The 16,385-nt window shown below is 40.6% G+C and carries 18 protein-coding genes; 1 reads left to right on the top strand and 17 read right to left on the bottom strand.

Annotated elements, in window-relative coordinates:
• Nucleotides 1-159 precede the first annotated feature (159 nt).
• From rpsR to QNH43_RS27535, 6 genes are all read right to left on the bottom strand, one after another.
• Nucleotides 160-399: a 30S ribosomal protein S18 gene (gene rpsR, locus QNH43_RS27510; protein ID WP_034316147.1), complete on the bottom strand. Its 240-nt coding sequence runs from the start codon at nucleotides 397-399 to the stop codon at nucleotides 160-162.
• A 47-nt stretch (nucleotides 400-446) separates the two neighbouring features.
• Nucleotides 447-974, bottom strand: a complete 528-nt coding sequence (ssb, locus tag QNH43_RS27515) for a single-stranded DNA-binding protein (RefSeq protein ID WP_076368498.1) — start codon at nucleotides 972-974, stop codon at nucleotides 447-449.
• Nucleotides 975-1,043: 69 nt separating this feature from the next.
• On the bottom strand, nucleotides 1,044-1,328 hold the full coding sequence (gene rpsF / locus QNH43_RS27520) for a 30S ribosomal protein S6 (RefSeq protein WP_076368499.1): 285 nt from the start codon (nucleotides 1,326-1,328) through the stop codon (nucleotides 1,044-1,046).
• A gap of 331 nt (nucleotides 1,329-1,659) precedes the next feature.
• The gene (ychF, locus tag QNH43_RS27525; RefSeq protein WP_076368500.1) at nucleotides 1,660-2,760 is read right to left on the bottom strand and encodes a redox-regulated ATPase YchF; all 1,101 of its coding nucleotides are present in this window, start codon (nucleotides 2,758-2,760) and stop codon (nucleotides 1,660-1,662) included.
• A 166-nt stretch (nucleotides 2,761-2,926) separates the two neighbouring features.
• Nucleotides 2,927-3,124, bottom strand: coding sequence for a DUF951 domain-containing protein (locus QNH43_RS27530; protein WP_283916446.1), 198 nt, complete (start codon nucleotides 3,122-3,124; stop codon nucleotides 2,927-2,929).
• 20 nt (nucleotides 3,125-3,144) lie between these two features.
• On the bottom strand, nucleotides 3,145-3,981 hold the full coding sequence (locus QNH43_RS27535) for a mechanosensitive ion channel family protein (RefSeq protein ID WP_283916447.1): 837 nt from the start codon (nucleotides 3,979-3,981) through the stop codon (nucleotides 3,145-3,147).
• A 390-nt stretch (nucleotides 3,982-4,371) separates the two neighbouring features.
• On the opposite strand from QNH43_RS27535, the gene yyaC reads away from it, so the two are divergent.
• On the top strand, nucleotides 4,372-5,007 hold the full coding sequence (gene yyaC, locus QNH43_RS27540) for a spore protease YyaC (RefSeq protein WP_076368503.1): 636 nt from the start codon (nucleotides 4,372-4,374) through the stop codon (nucleotides 5,005-5,007).
• Nucleotides 5,008-5,062: 55 nt separating this feature from the next.
• Here the strand turns inward: yyaC and QNH43_RS27545 are convergent, their stop codons facing one another.
• The 11 genes from QNH43_RS27545 to rpmH all read right to left on the bottom strand — a co-directional run bounded on the left by QNH43_RS27545 (nucleotide 5,063) and on the right by rpmH (nucleotide 15,454).
• On the bottom strand, nucleotides 5,063-5,764 hold the full coding sequence (locus tag QNH43_RS27545; protein WP_076368504.1) for a DUF554 domain-containing protein: 702 nt from the start codon (nucleotides 5,762-5,764) through the stop codon (nucleotides 5,063-5,065).
• A gap of 52 nt (nucleotides 5,765-5,816) precedes the next feature.
• Nucleotides 5,817-6,677 (bottom strand): ParB/RepB/Spo0J family partition protein, encoded by an 861-nt coding sequence (locus tag QNH43_RS27550; protein WP_076368505.1) that lies wholly within the window; start codon nucleotides 6,675-6,677, stop codon nucleotides 5,817-5,819.
• Nucleotides 6,670-7,431: a ParA family protein gene (locus QNH43_RS27555; RefSeq protein ID WP_076368556.1), complete on the bottom strand. Its 762-nt coding sequence runs from the start codon at nucleotides 7,429-7,431 to the stop codon at nucleotides 6,670-6,672. Before QNH43_RS27555 ends, QNH43_RS27550 begins: the two co-directional genes overlap by 8 nt.
• A gap of 254 nt (nucleotides 7,432-7,685) precedes the next feature.
• Nucleotides 7,686-8,546, bottom strand: a complete 861-nt coding sequence (noc, locus tag QNH43_RS27560; RefSeq protein ID WP_076368506.1) for a nucleoid occlusion protein — start codon at nucleotides 8,544-8,546, stop codon at nucleotides 7,686-7,688.
• A gap of 374 nt (nucleotides 8,547-8,920) precedes the next feature.
• Complete coding sequence (gene rsmG, locus QNH43_RS27565; RefSeq protein ID WP_283916448.1) at nucleotides 8,921-9,637, bottom strand: 16S rRNA (guanine(527)-N(7))-methyltransferase RsmG; 717 nt, start codon at nucleotides 9,635-9,637, stop codon at nucleotides 8,921-8,923.
• A gap of 29 nt (nucleotides 9,638-9,666) precedes the next feature.
• Nucleotides 9,667-11,553, bottom strand: a complete 1,887-nt coding sequence (gene mnmG / locus QNH43_RS27570) for a tRNA uridine-5-carboxymethylaminomethyl(34) synthesis enzyme MnmG (RefSeq protein WP_076368508.1) — start codon at nucleotides 11,551-11,553, stop codon at nucleotides 9,667-9,669.
• Nucleotides 11,554-11,574: 21 nt separating this feature from the next.
• Nucleotides 11,575-12,960: a tRNA uridine-5-carboxymethylaminomethyl(34) synthesis GTPase MnmE gene (mnmE, locus tag QNH43_RS27575; protein ID WP_076368509.1), complete on the bottom strand. Its 1,386-nt coding sequence runs from the start codon at nucleotides 12,958-12,960 to the stop codon at nucleotides 11,575-11,577.
• A gap of 343 nt (nucleotides 12,961-13,303) precedes the next feature.
• Entirely contained in the window at nucleotides 13,304-13,924 is a 621-nt protein-coding gene (gene jag / locus QNH43_RS27580; RefSeq protein ID WP_283916449.1) for an RNA-binding cell elongation regulator Jag/EloR, read from the bottom strand.
• Nucleotides 13,921-14,709 (bottom strand): YidC family membrane integrase SpoIIIJ, encoded by a 789-nt coding sequence (spoIIIJ, locus tag QNH43_RS27585; protein ID WP_076368511.1) that lies wholly within the window; start codon nucleotides 14,707-14,709, stop codon nucleotides 13,921-13,923. Before spoIIIJ ends, jag begins: the two co-directional genes overlap by 4 nt.
• A gap of 173 nt (nucleotides 14,710-14,882) precedes the next feature.
• A complete protein-coding gene (gene rnpA, locus QNH43_RS27590; protein ID WP_076368512.1) occupies nucleotides 14,883-15,239 on the bottom strand; it encodes a ribonuclease P protein component in 357 nt (118 codons plus the stop codon).
• Between the two features lie 80 nt (nucleotides 15,240-15,319).
• Entirely contained in the window at nucleotides 15,320-15,454 is a 135-nt protein-coding gene (rpmH, locus tag QNH43_RS27595; protein ID WP_034316183.1) for a 50S ribosomal protein L34, read from the bottom strand.
• Nucleotides 15,455-16,385: the final 931 nt, after the last annotated feature.

Here is a 16,385-nt window from a genome sequence, read left to right on the forward strand (position 1 = left end):
AACATCACACTCTTTTTTAGGATATGATTATTTTTTCTGAGGAAAACGTCCGGATGACTTCCTTTTGAAATAAAAAAACCGCAATTCAGCGGTTTTCAGGCATAAGTGACAACTTATAAAAAAGGCACATTAAGGATAACTCCTCAATGTGCCGATTTATTATTCACCAGATACATATGGTAGTAATGCCATAGTACGTGAGCGTTTAATAGCAATCGTTAATTTACGTTGATATTTAGCGCTTGTACCAGTTACACGACGTGGTAAAATTTTACCGCGTTCTGAGACGAATTTTTTAAGAAGATCTACATCTTTGTAATCAATTTTAGTGATTCCGTTAGATGTGAAATAACAAACCTTTTTACGCTTACCGCGTCCTTTACGTCCACCCATTGCCATGATACATTTCCCTCCCTGCTTTTTGAATTTTCATTTTAAACGGCTGTTTAAAACGGAAGATCGTCATCTGAAATGTCGATTGTCTTACCGTCATTTGCAAACGGATCATCATCTACACGAGTGTAGTTGTTATTGCTCCGTTGATTCTGATTAGGATTTTGTCCATACGAATTGTTGTCATTTCCGTTATTATTGCCATAACTTCTTTGACCTCCACCGTAAGAACCGCCTTCATTTCTTTCACCCGCTGAACTGCTTCGTGGTTCAAGGAATTGAACGCTCTCAGCCAGAATCTCCGTCACATATACGCGTTTGCCGTCTTGTCCTTCATAATTACGTGTTTGGACACGTCCATCCACGCCAGCTAAACTACCCTTTTTCAAGAAGTTAGCTACATTTTCTGCCGGTTTACGCCAAACTACACAGTTAATGAAATCCGCTTCACGTTCACCCTGCTGATTCGTAAAACCACGGTTCACAGCTAAAGTAAAGGTAGCTACGGGAACTCCATTAGGTGTATATCGTAATTCAGGATCTTTAGTTAAGCGTCCTACCAAAACTACGCGATTCATCATCAGAATCAACCCCTAGGTTTCAAGCTTGTTTCATATGAAACAAGATTAGAATTTATATTAAATATCGAATTATACTTCTTCTTTAGTAGCCATGTGGCGAATAATGTCTTCACTGATTTTAGCAAGACGATCGAATTCTTGAATCGCAGCACTTTCAGCGTTAACTTTAAGAAGCATGTAGTAACCATCACGGAAATCATTGATTTCATATGCAAGACGGCGTTTACCCCATTCTTTTGCTTCTACTTCCGCACCATTATCAGAAAGGATTGTGTTGAAACGTTCAACTAAAGCTTTTTTAGCTTCTTCCTCAATGTTTGGACGGATGATATACATAATTTCGTATTTTCTCATCACTGTCACCTCCTTTTGGTCTAAGCGGCCCAATTGGGCAAGGAGCAATTATTTATAATTACTCACAAGAAAAAATTATAGCATAGTTAAAGAAGCTTTGCAACGAACGGTTCGACTTATTACAATTAATTGTAATCCGAGTGACCGTTGATTTCCACTTCAGGCACTCGCTTTCCGCGGGCGGTCCGGGAGCCTCCTCGGCGCCATTGCTCCTGCGGGGTCTCCCTTGGACCTGCTTTTCTAAGCAGGAGTCTCTTACCTTCCGTTCCAATCAACTCCTTTTGTCGACAAACTGAAAGACCCTACTTATGAATGGTAGGGTCTTTGAATCTTAAACGTTAAAACGGAAATGGATAACATCGCCATCGTTAACGATGTATTCTTTTCCTTCCAAACGAACTTTACCTGCTTCTTTTGCAGCACCATGACTGCCCGCTTCAAGTAAATCGGTATAAGAAACCGTTTCGGCACGGATGAAACCACGTTCGAAGTCCGTGTGAATGACGCCGGCACATTGAGGGGCTTTCATTCCTTTGCGGAATGTCCAAGCACGCACTTCCTGTACACCAGCTGTAAAGTATGTTGCCAATCCAAGCAGATTATAAGAAGCACGGATCAACTGATCAAGACCTGACTCCTCGATGCCTAGTTCAGATAGGAACATTTCCTTTTCTTCACCTTCAAGCTCGGCAATCTCTTCTTCAATCTTGGCACAAATCACGATCACTTCGGCATTTTCCTTAGCAGCATATTCACGAACTTGCTGTACATATTCATTATCGTCAGCATTCGCCACTTCATCTTCGCTCACGTTCGCCACGTAAAGCGTCGGCTTCGCTGTGAGTAAATGCATGCCCTTCACGATTTTTTGCTGTTCTTCAGTAAACTCGACGGTACGTGCAGGCTTTTCATCTTCCAATGCTTCTTTTAAAGCTACAAGGATTTCATGTTCTGCCACAGCGGCTTTATCTTTTTGCTTGGCCATTTTTCCGACACGGTCGATGCGTTTGACAACAGACTCCAAATCGGCAAGGATCAATTCAAGGTTGATGACTTCGATATCATCGATTGGATTTACTTTTCCGGAGACATGGGTAATGTTATCGTCTGCAAAACAACGGACGACTTGACAAATTGCATCCACTTGACGGATATGGGAAAGGAATTTATTACCCAATCCTTCTCCTTTACTTGCTCCTTTTACAATCCCGGCGATATCCGTGAATTCAAATGCTGTCGGAACCGTCTTTTTCGGTTTTACCAATTCAGTCAATTTTTGCAGACGGTGATCCGGCACTTCCACGATTCCGACATTTGGGTCGATCGTACAGAAAGGATAGTTGGCAGATTCCGCACCTGCCTGAGTAATTGCATTAAATAAAGTGGATTTACCTACGTTAGGCAAACCGACTATACCAGCTGTTAAAGCCATTTATATTTCACTCCTTCAAGATGATTCGTACATATGGGAAAAGAACTGATCTTCTATAAAGACCCTCCAATTACCTAAACCTTTCCCAATTATAGATTTCGCTTCCTAAAAAGACAAGTAAATCATGAGAAACGCAGGACTACTTTCACTCAAAAAAAAAGCATGATCACTCCTCATGCTTTTGCAGAACTTTTTTCATTTTCTTCGAGAATTCACGTCGAGGCAGCATCACGCTATGGCCGCACCCTTCACATTTTATCCGGATATCCATACCGATCCGTATAATTCTCCACTTATTCACTCCACAGGGATGCGGTTTCTTCATTTCCACAATATCCTTAAGTGCAAATTCCTTTTCTTCCATAATCATGAGCCCCCTAATTCCTATGACTCGCTGCCATTGTACGTAGATTTAATCCCTGTTGAATCAAGCGCAGCACTTATTTCAATTCTTAATATCCTACTGATTTCAAGGTGATGCATCGGCTTTGTTTCCGCTTTAATCCTAAAGACGATTTCCTCAGGACTAATTTTTTCAATTCCCAAAAATTCAGGTGCCTTGATCAAGGCCTCGTATTTGCCTTCCATACTGTTTAACAGGTCGATCAGCACCTTCTCAGCACGCTCGACCGATCCATCGTTAGGTATGGTCACGTCAACAACAGCCATACTATTTAAAATGGAATAATTCGTGACCTGGACGATGCTGCCGTTGGGTATGAAGTGCAATTCACCTGCACCGCTTTTAATTTTCGTTGTACGAAGCCCGATTTCAATGACTTCCCCTTCAAAATTATTGATTTTAATATAATCCCCAACTGAGAAATGATCTTCAAATATAACGAAAAATCCTGTAATTATATCCTTGACCAAACTTTGAGCACCAAACCCAACTGCCAAACCGAGAACACCGGCACCAGCGAGTAACGGCATTACCTGAAGTCCAAAAATTTCCAGAATCATCATCAAAGCAATGAAATTGATGACATAGGTAATGATATTTTCGAGCAATTTAATGAGTGTCGCTTCCCTGCGCTCCGATACCCGAAGGGGACTCCTTAAACGTGCTTTGAAAAATTTATTCAGAATAGTCTTTCCTATTCTAATAATAATACGCGATAACAACAGAACTAGGAAGATTTTAATAATCCCCTCGCCCAACAGCAGCCATAGCTTTTCATCCAATATCTCTTTTGTAACGTTATCATAAATGCGATCCATATTTTCCTCCTGCCCAATGCAATTAACTGCAAATCTTTTATATTGTCTATATGATTTTTTCCCATATAAACGTATTTCTCTACCCTTCATGCGTTGAGATAACCATGGGTAGAGAGATTTTCTCTATTTTATCAATAAATAATGGTTTCTGTACAAAAAAAATTTGGGTATATAGGTAAAAGAATTAGAAGTTTTTTAAAAAATATTCAAGTAATTATTTACTAGAAAGTATAAATGAAAGCAATTGGTAGAGGATAACGTCGATTCATATCCCCATCACCTGTTTGCATGTTCTACAAAAAATTCCCTCATCCATGATGTTAAATACCGTATATTTTCCCCTTTTTATCCGTATACTGTAATACCAAATAAAGTAAAGGAGTTGAGCCGATGAATCTGAATTCTAGTCTATTTAATAATAATAAAAATAGATTGAGTCGCATCCTGCATGAAGATACGGATGCATCCAAACAAATTTCCCAGGAATTAATCAACCTCCTACCTACCGGAAAGCTACAACCAATCGTCATCGTCTGCATAGGCACGGACCGTTCCACAGGCGATTCACTCGGACCACTTGTCGGCACTCTGCTTAGTGAGAAAGCTGAAAACGGTTCTTCTTCATTCCATGTTTATGGTACTCTGGATGACCCTATACATGCGATGAATTTACAGGAAAAATTAAATGAAATCAAAAAGATGCATGCCAATCCCTTTATCGTCGGAATCGATGCTTGCTTAGGGAAAATGAAAAGTGTCGGCATCGTTCAAATCGGCCAGGGACCAGTGAAGCCAGGGGCTGGGGTCAATAAAGATCTTCCGTCCGTCGGAAATGCCCATATTACAGGAATCGTGAATGTAAGTGGCTTCATGGAGTTCATGGTCTTGCAGAACACGCGTCTCAATCTTGTGCTAAAAATGGCCAAAACCATTGCCGAGGGGATTTATGAAGCACAAAATCATTATCCAATAAAACCTTCCATCACTCCTTTCACATGGTCATTCAAGCAGGAAAAAACCCTTTGATCGGTTTTTGCTCATCATAAAAAAGGAAGGAGGGGTCCATCCCCTTCCTTCTTTTTTATACATAATACATGAAAGTTACCAAAATGGCGGTGATCATTATGCCCGGAAGCAGATTTGCCACCCTTATTTTGGTCAGGCCGATAATATTCAAACCAATCGCCAAAATCATGACTCCCCCAGTTGCCGTCATTTCCAATATGAAGGAATCCATTAAAGCAGTTGGAATCATCGTATTGATCTGCCTTGAAAAAATCGCTATGAATCCCTCATAAAGAATGACCGGAAATGCTGAAAAAAGTACACCTATGCCAAGCGTACTGGCGAGGACCAATGCTGTAAAGCCATCAATGATCGCTTTTGTTATCAAAACATCATGATCATTCCGGATACCGCTATCCAGGGCACCGATGATGGCCATCGCCCCAATGCCAAATATGAGTGTAGCCGTTACAAATCCCTGAGATATCGAAATTCCTTCCTTCGCTTTCATCCTGCGTTCAAGCCAATTGCCTAATGAATTTAACCTGGCCTCAAGATTCATCCATTCACCCAGGACAGCCCCTCCGACAATACTTAAAATGACAACAAGGAAATTATCGCTTTTAAAGCCCATCTGCAAACCTAAGACCATGACGGCCAAACCGATACCGCTCATGACCGTTTCTTTTATCTTTTCAGGTATATGTTGTAAAAACCTTCCTAAAATCGAACCGATTAAAATGCAGGCACCATTCACCAAAGCCCCTAATAATACCATCTCATCCACCTAATTTTCTGCATATGTCGTCACGATCTTTTCATAAGGTGATCTAAGAGGAAATGTTCTCTTGATCGATCAAGTTCAAAATTCTCTCTAAATCCTCTTTTGAAAAGAATTCTATTTCTATTTTTCCTTTTTTCTTGCTTTGTTTTATCGTTACGCTCGTTCCTAGTCTTTCACGCAAACTTGTCTCCCGTTGCTTTATGAAGATATCTTTTTTTTCCTGTTTCTTATGTTTAGTTTCACGTGAAACGGTATCATTCAATTGATGTATATATTGCTCTAGCTGCCTGACATTCATTCCTTCTTTGAGGATTTTATCCGCTACGGGCTTAAGCATCTCTTTTTTCTTTAAACCTAGCAATGCCCGGCCATGCCCCATGGAAATTTCCCCTTCGGAGATATATCTCCTAATCTCTTCAGGCAAAGATAGCAATCTAACATGGTTTGCTATATGGGGTCGGCTTTTACCCAGCCGATTGGCCAATTGCTCTTGGGTGAATTCCAATTTTTCAAGAAGCGTTTGATAAGCGACAGCCTCCTCGATCGGATTCAAGTCTTCCCGTTGCAGGTTTTCCAAAATCGCCAGTTCCATCATCTGCTGTTCGCTCAATTTCCTCACAACGACCGGAACTGTCTTTAAACCAGCTTCCTTGGCAGCACGGTAACGCCTTTCCCCAGCCACGATTTCATATCCCTTAATGCTTTCCCGGGCAATAATCGGCTGTAATATCCCATGTTCCATGATGGATTGCTTTAATTCCTCTATAGCTTCAAGCCGAAAACTCTTTCGGGGCTGATAAGGATTTGGCCTTAATTCCCTTAATTTGATTTCTCGCACGATTTCATCTTTACTGATCTCCCCATTGTTGAAAAGTGCGTTAAGTCCTTTGCCAAGTCCTTTAGCCATTTGATACCACTTCCTTTGCCAGTTCTAGATAGACCTCCGCCCCTCGTGACTTTGGATCATATATAATTATCGGTTCTCCATGGCTCGGCGCTTCACTCAATCGGACATTGCGGGGAATGATGGTTTGATAGACTTTATCCTGAAAGTATTTTTTGACTTCTTCTATGACCTGGAGACCTAGATTCGTTCTTGCATCCAACATCGTCAATAGCACACCCTCGATTTTCAAATCATGGTTCAAATGCTTTTGGACGAGGCGGACCGTATTCAATAGTTGACTCAACCCCTCCAATGCATAATATTCACATTGTACCGGAATCAAAACTGCATCGGCGGCCGTTAAGGCATTAAGCGTAAGCAAACCCAATGATGGAGGGCAGTCAATCACAATGTAATCGTATTGGCCCTGCACCTCTTCTAATGCCCTTTTTAATCGGACTTCCCTTGAGATGGTTGGAACAAGCTCAATTTCCGCACCTGCAAGTTGAATTGTCGCAGGTATGGCATATAGGTTTTCCACCTTTGTTTCCATGATGACGGTACTGGCCTCGACATCATCAACCAATACATCATAAATACATTGTTCCACATCCGCTTTATCAATACCTGCACCGCTTGTCGCATTCCCCTGCGGGTCAATATCGACCATTAAGACTTTCTGTCCTATGTATGCAAGACAAGCACTTAAACTGACAGAAGTTGTCGTTTTTCCAACACCGCCCTTTTGATTGGCAATGGCGAGAATCTTACCCACGAATTCACCCGCTTTCAACTATCTTCATCACGCTTTTATCTATTGATTTTTACCCTAAATCCATTTATTTCTTTCTATTTTATCATGAATGTTACTGGAAGAAATCGTTTTCTTAAATTCCTCTTAAAATTTGAAATGTATCTAAAAGCATAAAAAATCCGGGAAAAGTTGAATGTTTTTAAGGGCGAAATACCAGTTTTGGCGCGAAAAAAAGCTTGGTAATCGAAGACTACCAAGCGGGTAAGGATAAGGAATCAAGTTTTTTTCTTGGGTATTTTAATCGTGAACTGATAATACTCCTCGAATTCTTCTTCCTCTGCATCCAAGTTTATTCCATTGTCTGTAACCATATTGAGTGATTGGCGTATGGTATTCACGGCAATCCTCATGTCTTTACTAAACGCTTTTCGCTTAGGTTTCGGCTTCTGCACAGTACCCGTCAAGAGCTTGACGACCTGCTCTTCGGTCTGTTTGACGTTTAACCCTTTTTCGATGATTTCCAAAAGCAGTTTAAGCTGCTTTTCAGGACTCTTCAACGGTATCAACGAGCGGGCATGGCGTTCCGTAATTTGCTTTTGAAGAAGTGCATCCTGAACCTCCTGGGGCAGCTTAAGCAGCCGAAGCTTATTCGCCACGGTAGATTGACCTATTCCCAGTCTTTGTGCCAGAGCTTCTTGTGTTAAACTATGCAGTTCCAATAGTTTTCCATAAGCCAAAGCTTCTTCAATCGGTGTCAGTTCTTCACGCTGAAGATTTTCTATCAGCGCAACGGAAGCCGTTTCTGTATCGGTGAAATCTTTGATTATAGCGGGTGCCAATTCCCAGCCAAGCTTTTGCATGGCTCGGAAACGACGCTCACCTGCAATGATTTCATACTTTCCCTGACCATAAGCCCTTACTACAATTGGTTGAATGATCCCATGTGTATGGATCGTTTGAGCCAATTCGGCAATTTTATCGTCATTAAAAACGGTCCTTGGTTGAAATCGATTAGGCACAATATCAGAAATGGAAATTTTTCTTATCTCTTCATTATTATTGCTAGGTGTCTCCATCTCTAGTTGCTCTTCTTCTTTTTCGCCAAACCCAAAGAACCGCGAAAAAGGATGCTTCATCTTCCTACACCACCTTTTAAAACTCCCAAATAACATATTCTCTATTTAAAGGACAAGTCCTGCATACATTTCCCGACATGGTTATACATATGGCCCTTCACGGTAAAAAACATGTCGACTGGCGCCATCAAGGCAATAATTAGGAATGGACGGCCAGTTATTATAAATATCGGCCGGCTTTCACAAAATTATTTCCCTGAATCAGCCAGCACAGGGCACAAGTTTTGACATGTACCGAAAATGCCTTCTTGTTGCAGTATCGAGTGAAAATAATAAGGTCATACATTTATAGTAAAAGAAAATAAGGGCAAGTACCAGCCATATATATTTGAATCATCTACGCTTACTATGAATACTTACTCATCGTACAGATGTTATTCAATAGGCTGCTTGTTCGGTGTCCCTGGTTTTCTCGGGTATTTTTTAGGAGTCTTCTTCACTTTTTTTACAGTAATGATGTTTCTTTCGCTATTTTCCTCTGGCAATGTGAAAGGATGAATTTCTTCAATTTTTCCGCCTAACGTAAAAATGGCCTTCTTCCCTGTGTCCATTTCATCTTGTGCACTAGCCGCTTTCATGGCAATGAACGTCCCATCCAGTTTAACGAGCGGCAAACATAGTTCACTTAAAACGGACATCCTGGCTACTGCCCTTGCCATGACAATATCATAGGATTCGCGATGCTCCTGTTTTTGGGCGAAGGTTTCCGCCCGGTCATGATAGAAGGAAACTCCCTTTAATTGCAAGGAATCCGCAAGGTGATTCAAAAAAGAAATTCGCTTATTCAAGGAATCCACAATCGAGACGTGGATATCAGGGAAACAAATCTTCAATGGAATACTCGGAAATCCAGCTCCAGCCCCAACATCGCAAATTCGATATGATTTGTTAAAGTCAAAATAGAAGGCTGCACTGATTGAATCATAAAAATGCTTAAGATAAACTTCTTCTTTATCAGTGATGGCTGTTAAGTTCATCTTTTCGTTCCATTCCACCAATAATCGATAATAAGTGTCAAACTGATCAAGCTGTCGAGGAGAAAGCTCGACCCCTTTCTCCAGCAGTGCTTGTTGGAACTGTTCAATATTCATGTCTTTTCAATCCTTTTCGGGTATTTCCATTACTGAGATACTCTGGCAATCTTTCCTTGTTCCAAATAAACAAGCAAAATGGAAACATCAGCGGGATTCACACCGGAAATTCTTGAAGCCTGAGCCACTGATAGCGGGTGGACCTGCTTTAATTTTTGACGTGCTTCCGTTGCAAGTCCAGAAATTGCATCATAATCGATATTCTCTGGAATCTTTTTATTCTCCATTTTTTTCAGGCGATCGACTTGCTGCAAGGATTTTTCGATATATCCTTCATACTTGATCTGGATTTCGACCTGTTCCGTCACTTCATCGCTCAGTTCGACATCACTTGGCGCCAACTTCTGAATATGGGAATAATCCATTTCAGGCCGTTTCAATAAATCGGAGGCCCGGATTCCATCCTTTAACTCACTGCCGCCACTTGCAGTAATGACTTCTTGTACCTCTTTGGTCGGTTTGATGAAGTTTGATTTCAGTCGTTCCTTTTCCATTTCAACCGCTTCTTTTTTCATAAGGAATCGATTGTAGCGTTCTTCTTTGATCATTCCGATATTGAATCCAATTTCCGTTAAGCGTAAATCGGCATTATCATGACGCAATAATAAACGATATTCTGCACGTGAAGTCAGCAATCGGTATGGTTCATTCGTGCCTTTCGTTACAAGGTCATCAATGAGAACACCAATATAGGCATCCGAACGGCTTAAAATAAGTTCTTCTTTCCCCATTGCATTCAATCCTGCATTAATACCGGCCATTAATCCTTGTCCTGCCGCTTCCTCATAGCCGGATGTCCCGTTAATCTGGCCAGCAGTATAAAGATTTTTGATTTTCTTCGTTTCAAGTGTAGGCCATAGCTGGGTAGGAACGATGGCATCATATTCAATTGCATATCCAGCACGCATCATTTCCGCCTTTTCAAGTCCTGGAATTGTTTGCAGGATTTTCACTTGTACATCTTCAGGCAGGCTTGTAGATAAACCTTGCACATAAACTTCCTTTGTATTGCGACCTTCAGGTTCCAGGAATATTTGATGCCTTGGTTTATCATTAAAACGGACGACTTTATCTTCAATCGATGGACAATAACGCGGCCCAGTTCCTTTAATCATTCCCGAATACATTGGTGAACGGTGTAGATTCTCATCAATGAGCTGATGTGTCCCCTCATTCGTATACGTTAACCAGCATGGCAATTGATCCGTTATGAACTTTGTCGTTTCATAAGAAAATGCACGCGGCACTTCATCGCCAGGCTGAATTTCCGTTTTGCTGTAATCTATGGAAGAACTATTCACGCGTGGCGGCGTTCCTGTTTTAAAACGGACCAAATCAAATCCTAACTGCTCCAAATGTTCAGAAAGCCTGATGGAAGGCTGCTGATTATTAGGGCCGCTTGAATACTTCAGTTCCCCTAAAATGATTTCACCGCGTAAATATGTTCCAGTCGTGATTACGACAGTCTTCGCACGGTACACCGCGCCTGTTTTAGTGATGACACCCGTGCATACGTTGTTTTCAACAATTAATTCCTCTACCATTCCTTGAATCAATGTTAAATTTTCTTGGTCTTCTATCGTCTTTTTCATTTCTTGTTGATAGAGAAATTTATCTGCCTGCGCCCGTAATGCACGAACAGCCGGACCTTTGGCCGTATTGAGCATTCTCATTTGAATATGGGTCTTGTCGATATTTTTTCCCATTTCTCCGCCTAAAGCGTCAATTTCCCTAACGACTATCCCTTTTGCCGGCCCACCAACGGAGGGATTGCATGGCATGAAGGCGACCATATCCAAGTTAATGGTGATCATCAACGTTTTAGCTCCGACTCTTGCCGATGCAAGGCCTGCCTCACTGCCAGCATGACCGGCACCAATAACAATGACATCATAGTTACCTGCTTCGTACTGCATATCCATTTCCTCCTTTTACGTTTATTTTCCTAAACAAAATTGAGAGAACAATTGGTTGATCAAATTATCCTGCACGCTTTCGCCAATGATTTCTCCAAGTAGCTCCCATGCTTTCGTGAAATCGATTTGAACCAAATCAACCGGTGTACCCATTTCAATAGCATCGATTGCATCTTCGATAGATTGTAATGCCTGTCCCAGCAAAGCTATATGCCTGGCATTGGAAACATAGGTCAGGTCTCCCGTTTCTAAAGAACCCTCGAAAAATAAAGAAGCGATGGCTTCTTCCAATTCATCGACCCCTCGATCCTCCAGTAATGAAGTCGTAACAACTTTATGGGATGCCGCCTTTTCCTTTACCTCTGACATATCGATTTTTTGTGGAAGGTCGGTTTTATTGATGATAACGATGACATCCATACCCTCAACCGCTTGAAATAGTTTCTCATCTTCAGTAGTGAAATCATCGGAATAATTCAATACAAGCAATATTAAATCAGCCTCTTTTAATACTGCACGGGACCGCTCAACTCCAATACGTTCGACGATATCCTCCGTTTCGCGAATTCCTGCCGTATCGACAAGTTTAAGCGGTACACCGCGAACATTGACATACTCTTCGATTACGTCACGTGTTGTACCCGGAATATCAGTGACGATCGCTTTATTTTCATGAACTAAGCTGTTAAGCAAAGAAGATTTCCCGACATTAGGACGCCCTATGATAACGGTCGCAAGCCCATCCCGGAGTATTTTACCCTGTTGGGCCGTGTGAAGCAGTTTCTCTATTTCATTCTTCACATAACTGCCCTTTTCCAAAAATAAACGATGCGTCATTTCCTCGACATCATCATATTCCGGATAATCTATATTTACCTCGACTTGAGCGAGGGTCTGTAAAATTTCTTGACGCAGGTTTTGGATTAATTTCGAAAGCCTGCCTTCCATTTGACCTAATGCAACATTCATGGCTTTATCCGTTTTAGCCCGGATTAAATCCATAACGGCCTCAGCTTGAGAGAGGTCGATCCTGCCATTCAAAAAAGCCCGTTTCGTAAATTCACCAGGTTCCGCTAAACGAGCACCTTGTGAAAGAATAAGCTGCAATACCCGATTGACCGAAACGATACCACCATGACAATTTATTTCAACTACATCTTCTCTTGTAAATGTCTTAGGACCCATCATGACCGAAACCATGACTTCCTCTATGATTTCACCTGTTTTGGGCTGGATAAGGTGGCCATAATGAATCGTATGTGATTTCACTCCAAGCAATCCTTTTCCACCTGGTCCCTTAAAGATCGTATCGGCTATTTCTATGGCCTCATCACCGCTGATTCTAACGATGGCGATTGCCCCTTCCCCTAAGGGAGTAGAGATAGCGGTGATTGTATCGAATTCCATGCTTTCACCTCTTATATATTGATGGTTCTATTTTTTTCTATTATAAAATCGTCGAATCCCTAAATTACTACAATACCACAGTATATTCATGAAAAAAAGTAGATACTCCTCCCCTATAAGAGTTATCCACATGCAATTAATCCATATTCTGTAACATCTATTCTAACTTATCCACATGTGAATAACAAATGTCGCCCACGTTCCTTTCTTCCCTTCCCTTTACGAATCAAGAGAATATAAAAAGAAATTTGTCAGTTATTGTTGAATGGTTACTTTGAAAAAAAATTCGACACACAACGGTTTCATGGCCTAAAAAAAGAACCCCTGCTTAAAAGCAGAAGGTTCATTTAACTGGAGTAATGACCAAGTGGCGATATGGCTCAGTCCCACTTGAAGTTGTTTTTATTTTTGGATAATCCAAGAGGGCATTATGGATGACCTTACGTTCATAGGATGGCATCGGCTCGAGTGAAACAGCTTTACCTGTTTTCATGGCTTTATTTGCCATTCTTTCAGCCAACTGGATTAAAGTGTCATTGCGGCGATTCCGATAATCTTCTGCATCTACAGTAATATTCAAAAACTGCTTCGAATACCGATTTGCAACAAGCTGCGCTAAATACTGAAGTGAATTTAGTGTTTGACCCCTTTTTCCAATCAATAATGCAATTTTATCACCTGATAAATGGAATGTTACGTTCTTCCCTTTACGGGTGACATCAATTTGTGCATCGACTCCCATTTCCACGCTGACATTCTTCAAAAACCCAAGTGTCTCTTCAATGGGATCTGCAGGCAATGTCACATGGACAATGGCCTTCCTTGCACCAAATAAACCAAAAAATCCTTTTTTGCCCTCATCTTCTATTTCAATCTCCACGCGATCTTTAGTGCTGTTCAGTTGAGCTAAAGCTAAATTTACTGCTTCTTCGACAGATTGTCCTGTAGCAGTTACCTTTTTCACTTTTTCTTTGCCCCTCCCGCGTTTTCCGCAGCTGCTTTTCTAAGATCCGGACCTTTGATGAAATATGTTTGAACGATACCAAAAAGGTTACCAACTACCCAGTAAAGAGAAAGAGCAGCGGGGAAATTAATAGCAAAAACAACAATCATGATTGGCATGATGTAAAGCATCATCGTCATTTGTGCCGCCATTTGTGGATTGGAGTTCATTCCAGCCATGGACATTTTTTGCTGAATAAAAGTCGTGATACCTGCAACGACCGGTAAAATATAATAAGGATCCGGGGAACCTAAATCAAACCAAAGAAAACTATGTAAAGCAATTTCTTCCGTACGGCTGATTGCATGGTAAAATCCGATCAAAATCGGCATTTGCACCAATATCGGCAAACATCCCGCCAATGGATTCACATTATATTTTGAAAATAGAGCCATTGTTTCTTGCTGTAGTTTTTGTTGTGTGGCAGCATCTTTTGAGCTGTATTTTGCTTGAAGTTCCTTCATTTCAGGCTGAATGGCCTGCATTGCTTTCGAGCTTTTCACCTGTTTGATCATTAATGGAAGTAATGCTAAACGAATGATAAGTGTAACACCGATGATTCCCAAACCATAGTTCTCGCCAAATGCTTCAGAAAGCCAAATGATCAGGGCTGATAATGGATAGACAATGTATGAATTCCAAAAACCTTCACTCTCCGCAGTAATAGGTTCTTTAATTTCCGTACACCCTGCTAACAACATCATTATCGAGGCTAGTCCAATAATGAGTAATATTCGTTTTTTCAACCGTAATTTCCTCCTAACTGCAATCAATCTTTTTTGAAACAATTGTGAACTGTTTATTAGAAGATTTCAAGGAAAAGTAATCCACTTTTTCCAGTTTACAATCGGAAATTTCTATGTCATCTTTCTCAAGTAACCACATGATTCGAGGAGTGCTTATTCGATATAAGGGGACTTTATTGTTTTTTCTTTTTAAAGTTTAATGATTTAGAACGTTTCAGGACATGGATCAAGCTGCTTTTCACCTGGAAAAAGTCCATCTCCGCCGCTGGTTTTCGAGCAATCACAATATAATCCTTACCCTCTTCTATATCTTCTTTCAATTCCAAAAACGCTTGCCGTATGTATCTTTTGATTTGGTTCCTAACAACGGCGTTCCCGATTTTTTTACTGACTGAAAGGCCGATCCGAAAATAATCCTGACCCGGCTTTTCAAGGACATAGACAACGAATTGCCGATTAGCAGAAGATTCACCTTTTTTAAACACAAGCTGAAATTCATCCTCTTTCTTAATCCTTAACTTTTTTTTCATTTTTACACCTTCATTACATGAATTGAGTCTCAGTAAATCCCTTATTTTGCGAAAAAAGACCACTGAGACTTTTCAGTGGTCTATGCAGATAATACTTTTCTGCCCTTACGGCGACGTGCAGCGATTACTCTACGTCCGTTTTTCGTGCTCATACGTGCACGGAAACCGTGAACTTTACTATGTTTGCGGTTATTCGGTTGATAAGTTCTTTTCATTATATGACACCTCCCTGAGGAATAACAGTTAAAGACAGTCTTTACAATTATATAGATGGAGGTTTCTACTTGTCAACCTCATCCATAAAAATATTTCAATTTTAATGCTCAATGTCCAGTAGGCCTTTTTTTACTACCTAGCCTATTGTAAATGATTTTGCTCCGAACTGATATAGAAATTTTTGGGGAAAGGGAAATTTCCATCATTTATCCCTGAGCACAAATATGAGATTCGCAATGAATCGTCCCTTGATCGACATGAGATTCGACAAATAATAAGTATGAACCTGAATCACTTTCGATCTGTCTCATGCAGGCCTTCCGGCTTGAACAACTTGGTTCAGGTTAAATTAATTCGAGCCTATAATCATGGTCTGTGGATAAAATTCGACATGTTTTTTTCTATCCACAAACCATTTTATAGACTTTTGCACATAACAATGGCCTGTGGAAAAGTTTTTCCCACAAGCTCGGTAAGTTGTGGATAAAGTTTTCTAACCCATTGCAAGACGCCTGAATTTCTGATATTATATTTGTGTTTTCACTCTGAATAACTTTATCAACAGGGAACGTTTATCCACAGACTGTGCATAACTTGTGGATAGTTTATTCGACCTGTGTATATTAATCTGTCCACAGATGGTGGATATTGTCGAAAACCCTTTTTTCTTCTTTATTATATAATTCTTAAAATACCTGTTGATGAATAAACATTCAAATCTGCACCGGCTCACCAGATGTAGTCTGTACAAAGGTTGTACAGCGCAAGATATAGTTTTTAGGCACTTGACATTAAACAACACAAAATCCCTTATACAGCTCACCGAACCTTTGCTGTCAAAATTAATATAAAGACGGCAATCGATGAGTTTATTTGTGCCTATACATTTAGATACAATTATTAAAAATTTTTTGCAAAGGAGGGATAAGT

This window comes from Peribacillus simplex (assembly GCF_030123325.1).
GTDB classification, from domain to species: domain Bacteria; phylum Bacillota; class Bacilli; order Bacillales; family DSM-1321; genus Peribacillus; species Peribacillus simplex_D.

Bases quoted from the DNA above. Each gene is read 5' to 3' on its own strand.
- rpmH (WP_034316183.1), bottom strand. From the start codon at position 15,454: ATGAAAAGAACTTATCAACCGAATAACCGCAAACATAGTAAAGTTCAC.
- mnmG (WP_076368508.1), bottom strand. From the start codon at position 11,553: ATGCAGTACGAAGCAGGTAACTATGATGTCATTGTTATTGGTGCCGGT.
- ssb (WP_076368498.1), bottom strand. From the start codon at position 974: ATGATGAATCGCGTAGTTTTGGTAGGACGCTTAACTAAAGATCCTGAA.
- rpsF (WP_076368499.1), bottom strand. From the start codon at position 1,328: ATGAGAAAATACGAAATTATGTATATCATCCGTCCAAACATTGAGGAA.
- rnpA (WP_076368512.1), bottom strand. From the start codon at position 15,239: ATGAAAAAAAAGTTAAGGATTAAGAAAGAGGATGAATTTCAGCTTGTG.
- yyaC (WP_076368503.1), top strand. From the start codon at position 4,372: ATGAATCTGAATTCTAGTCTATTTAATAATAATAAAAATAGATTGAGT.
- ychF (WP_076368500.1), bottom strand. From the start codon at position 2,760: ATGGCTTTAACAGCTGGTATAGTCGGTTTGCCTAACGTAGGTAAATCC.
- mnmE (WP_076368509.1), bottom strand. From the start codon at position 12,960: ATGGAATTCGATACAATCACCGCTATCTCTACTCCCTTAGGGGAAGGG.
- noc (WP_076368506.1), bottom strand. From the start codon at position 8,546: ATGAAGCATCCTTTTTCGCGGTTCTTTGGGTTTGGCGAAAAAGAAGAA.
- QNH43_RS27535 (WP_283916447.1), bottom strand. From the start codon at position 3,981: ATGGATCGCATTTATGATAACGTTACAAAAGAGATATTGGATGAAAAG.
- QNH43_RS27550 (WP_076368505.1), bottom strand. From the start codon at position 6,677: ATGGCTAAAGGACTTGGCAAAGGACTTAACGCACTTTTCAACAATGGG.
- QNH43_RS27530 (WP_283916446.1), bottom strand. From the start codon at position 3,124: ATGGAAGAAAAGGAATTTGCACTTAAGGATATTGTGGAAATGAAGAAA.
- rsmG (WP_283916448.1), bottom strand. From the start codon at position 9,637: ATGAATATTGAACAGTTCCAACAAGCACTGCTGGAGAAAGGGGTCGAG.
- QNH43_RS27545 (WP_076368504.1), bottom strand. From the start codon at position 5,764: ATGGTATTATTAGGGGCTTTGGTGAATGGTGCCTGCATTTTAATCGGT.
- rpsR (WP_034316147.1), bottom strand. From the start codon at position 399: ATGGCAATGGGTGGACGTAAAGGACGCGGTAAGCGTAAAAAGGTTTGT.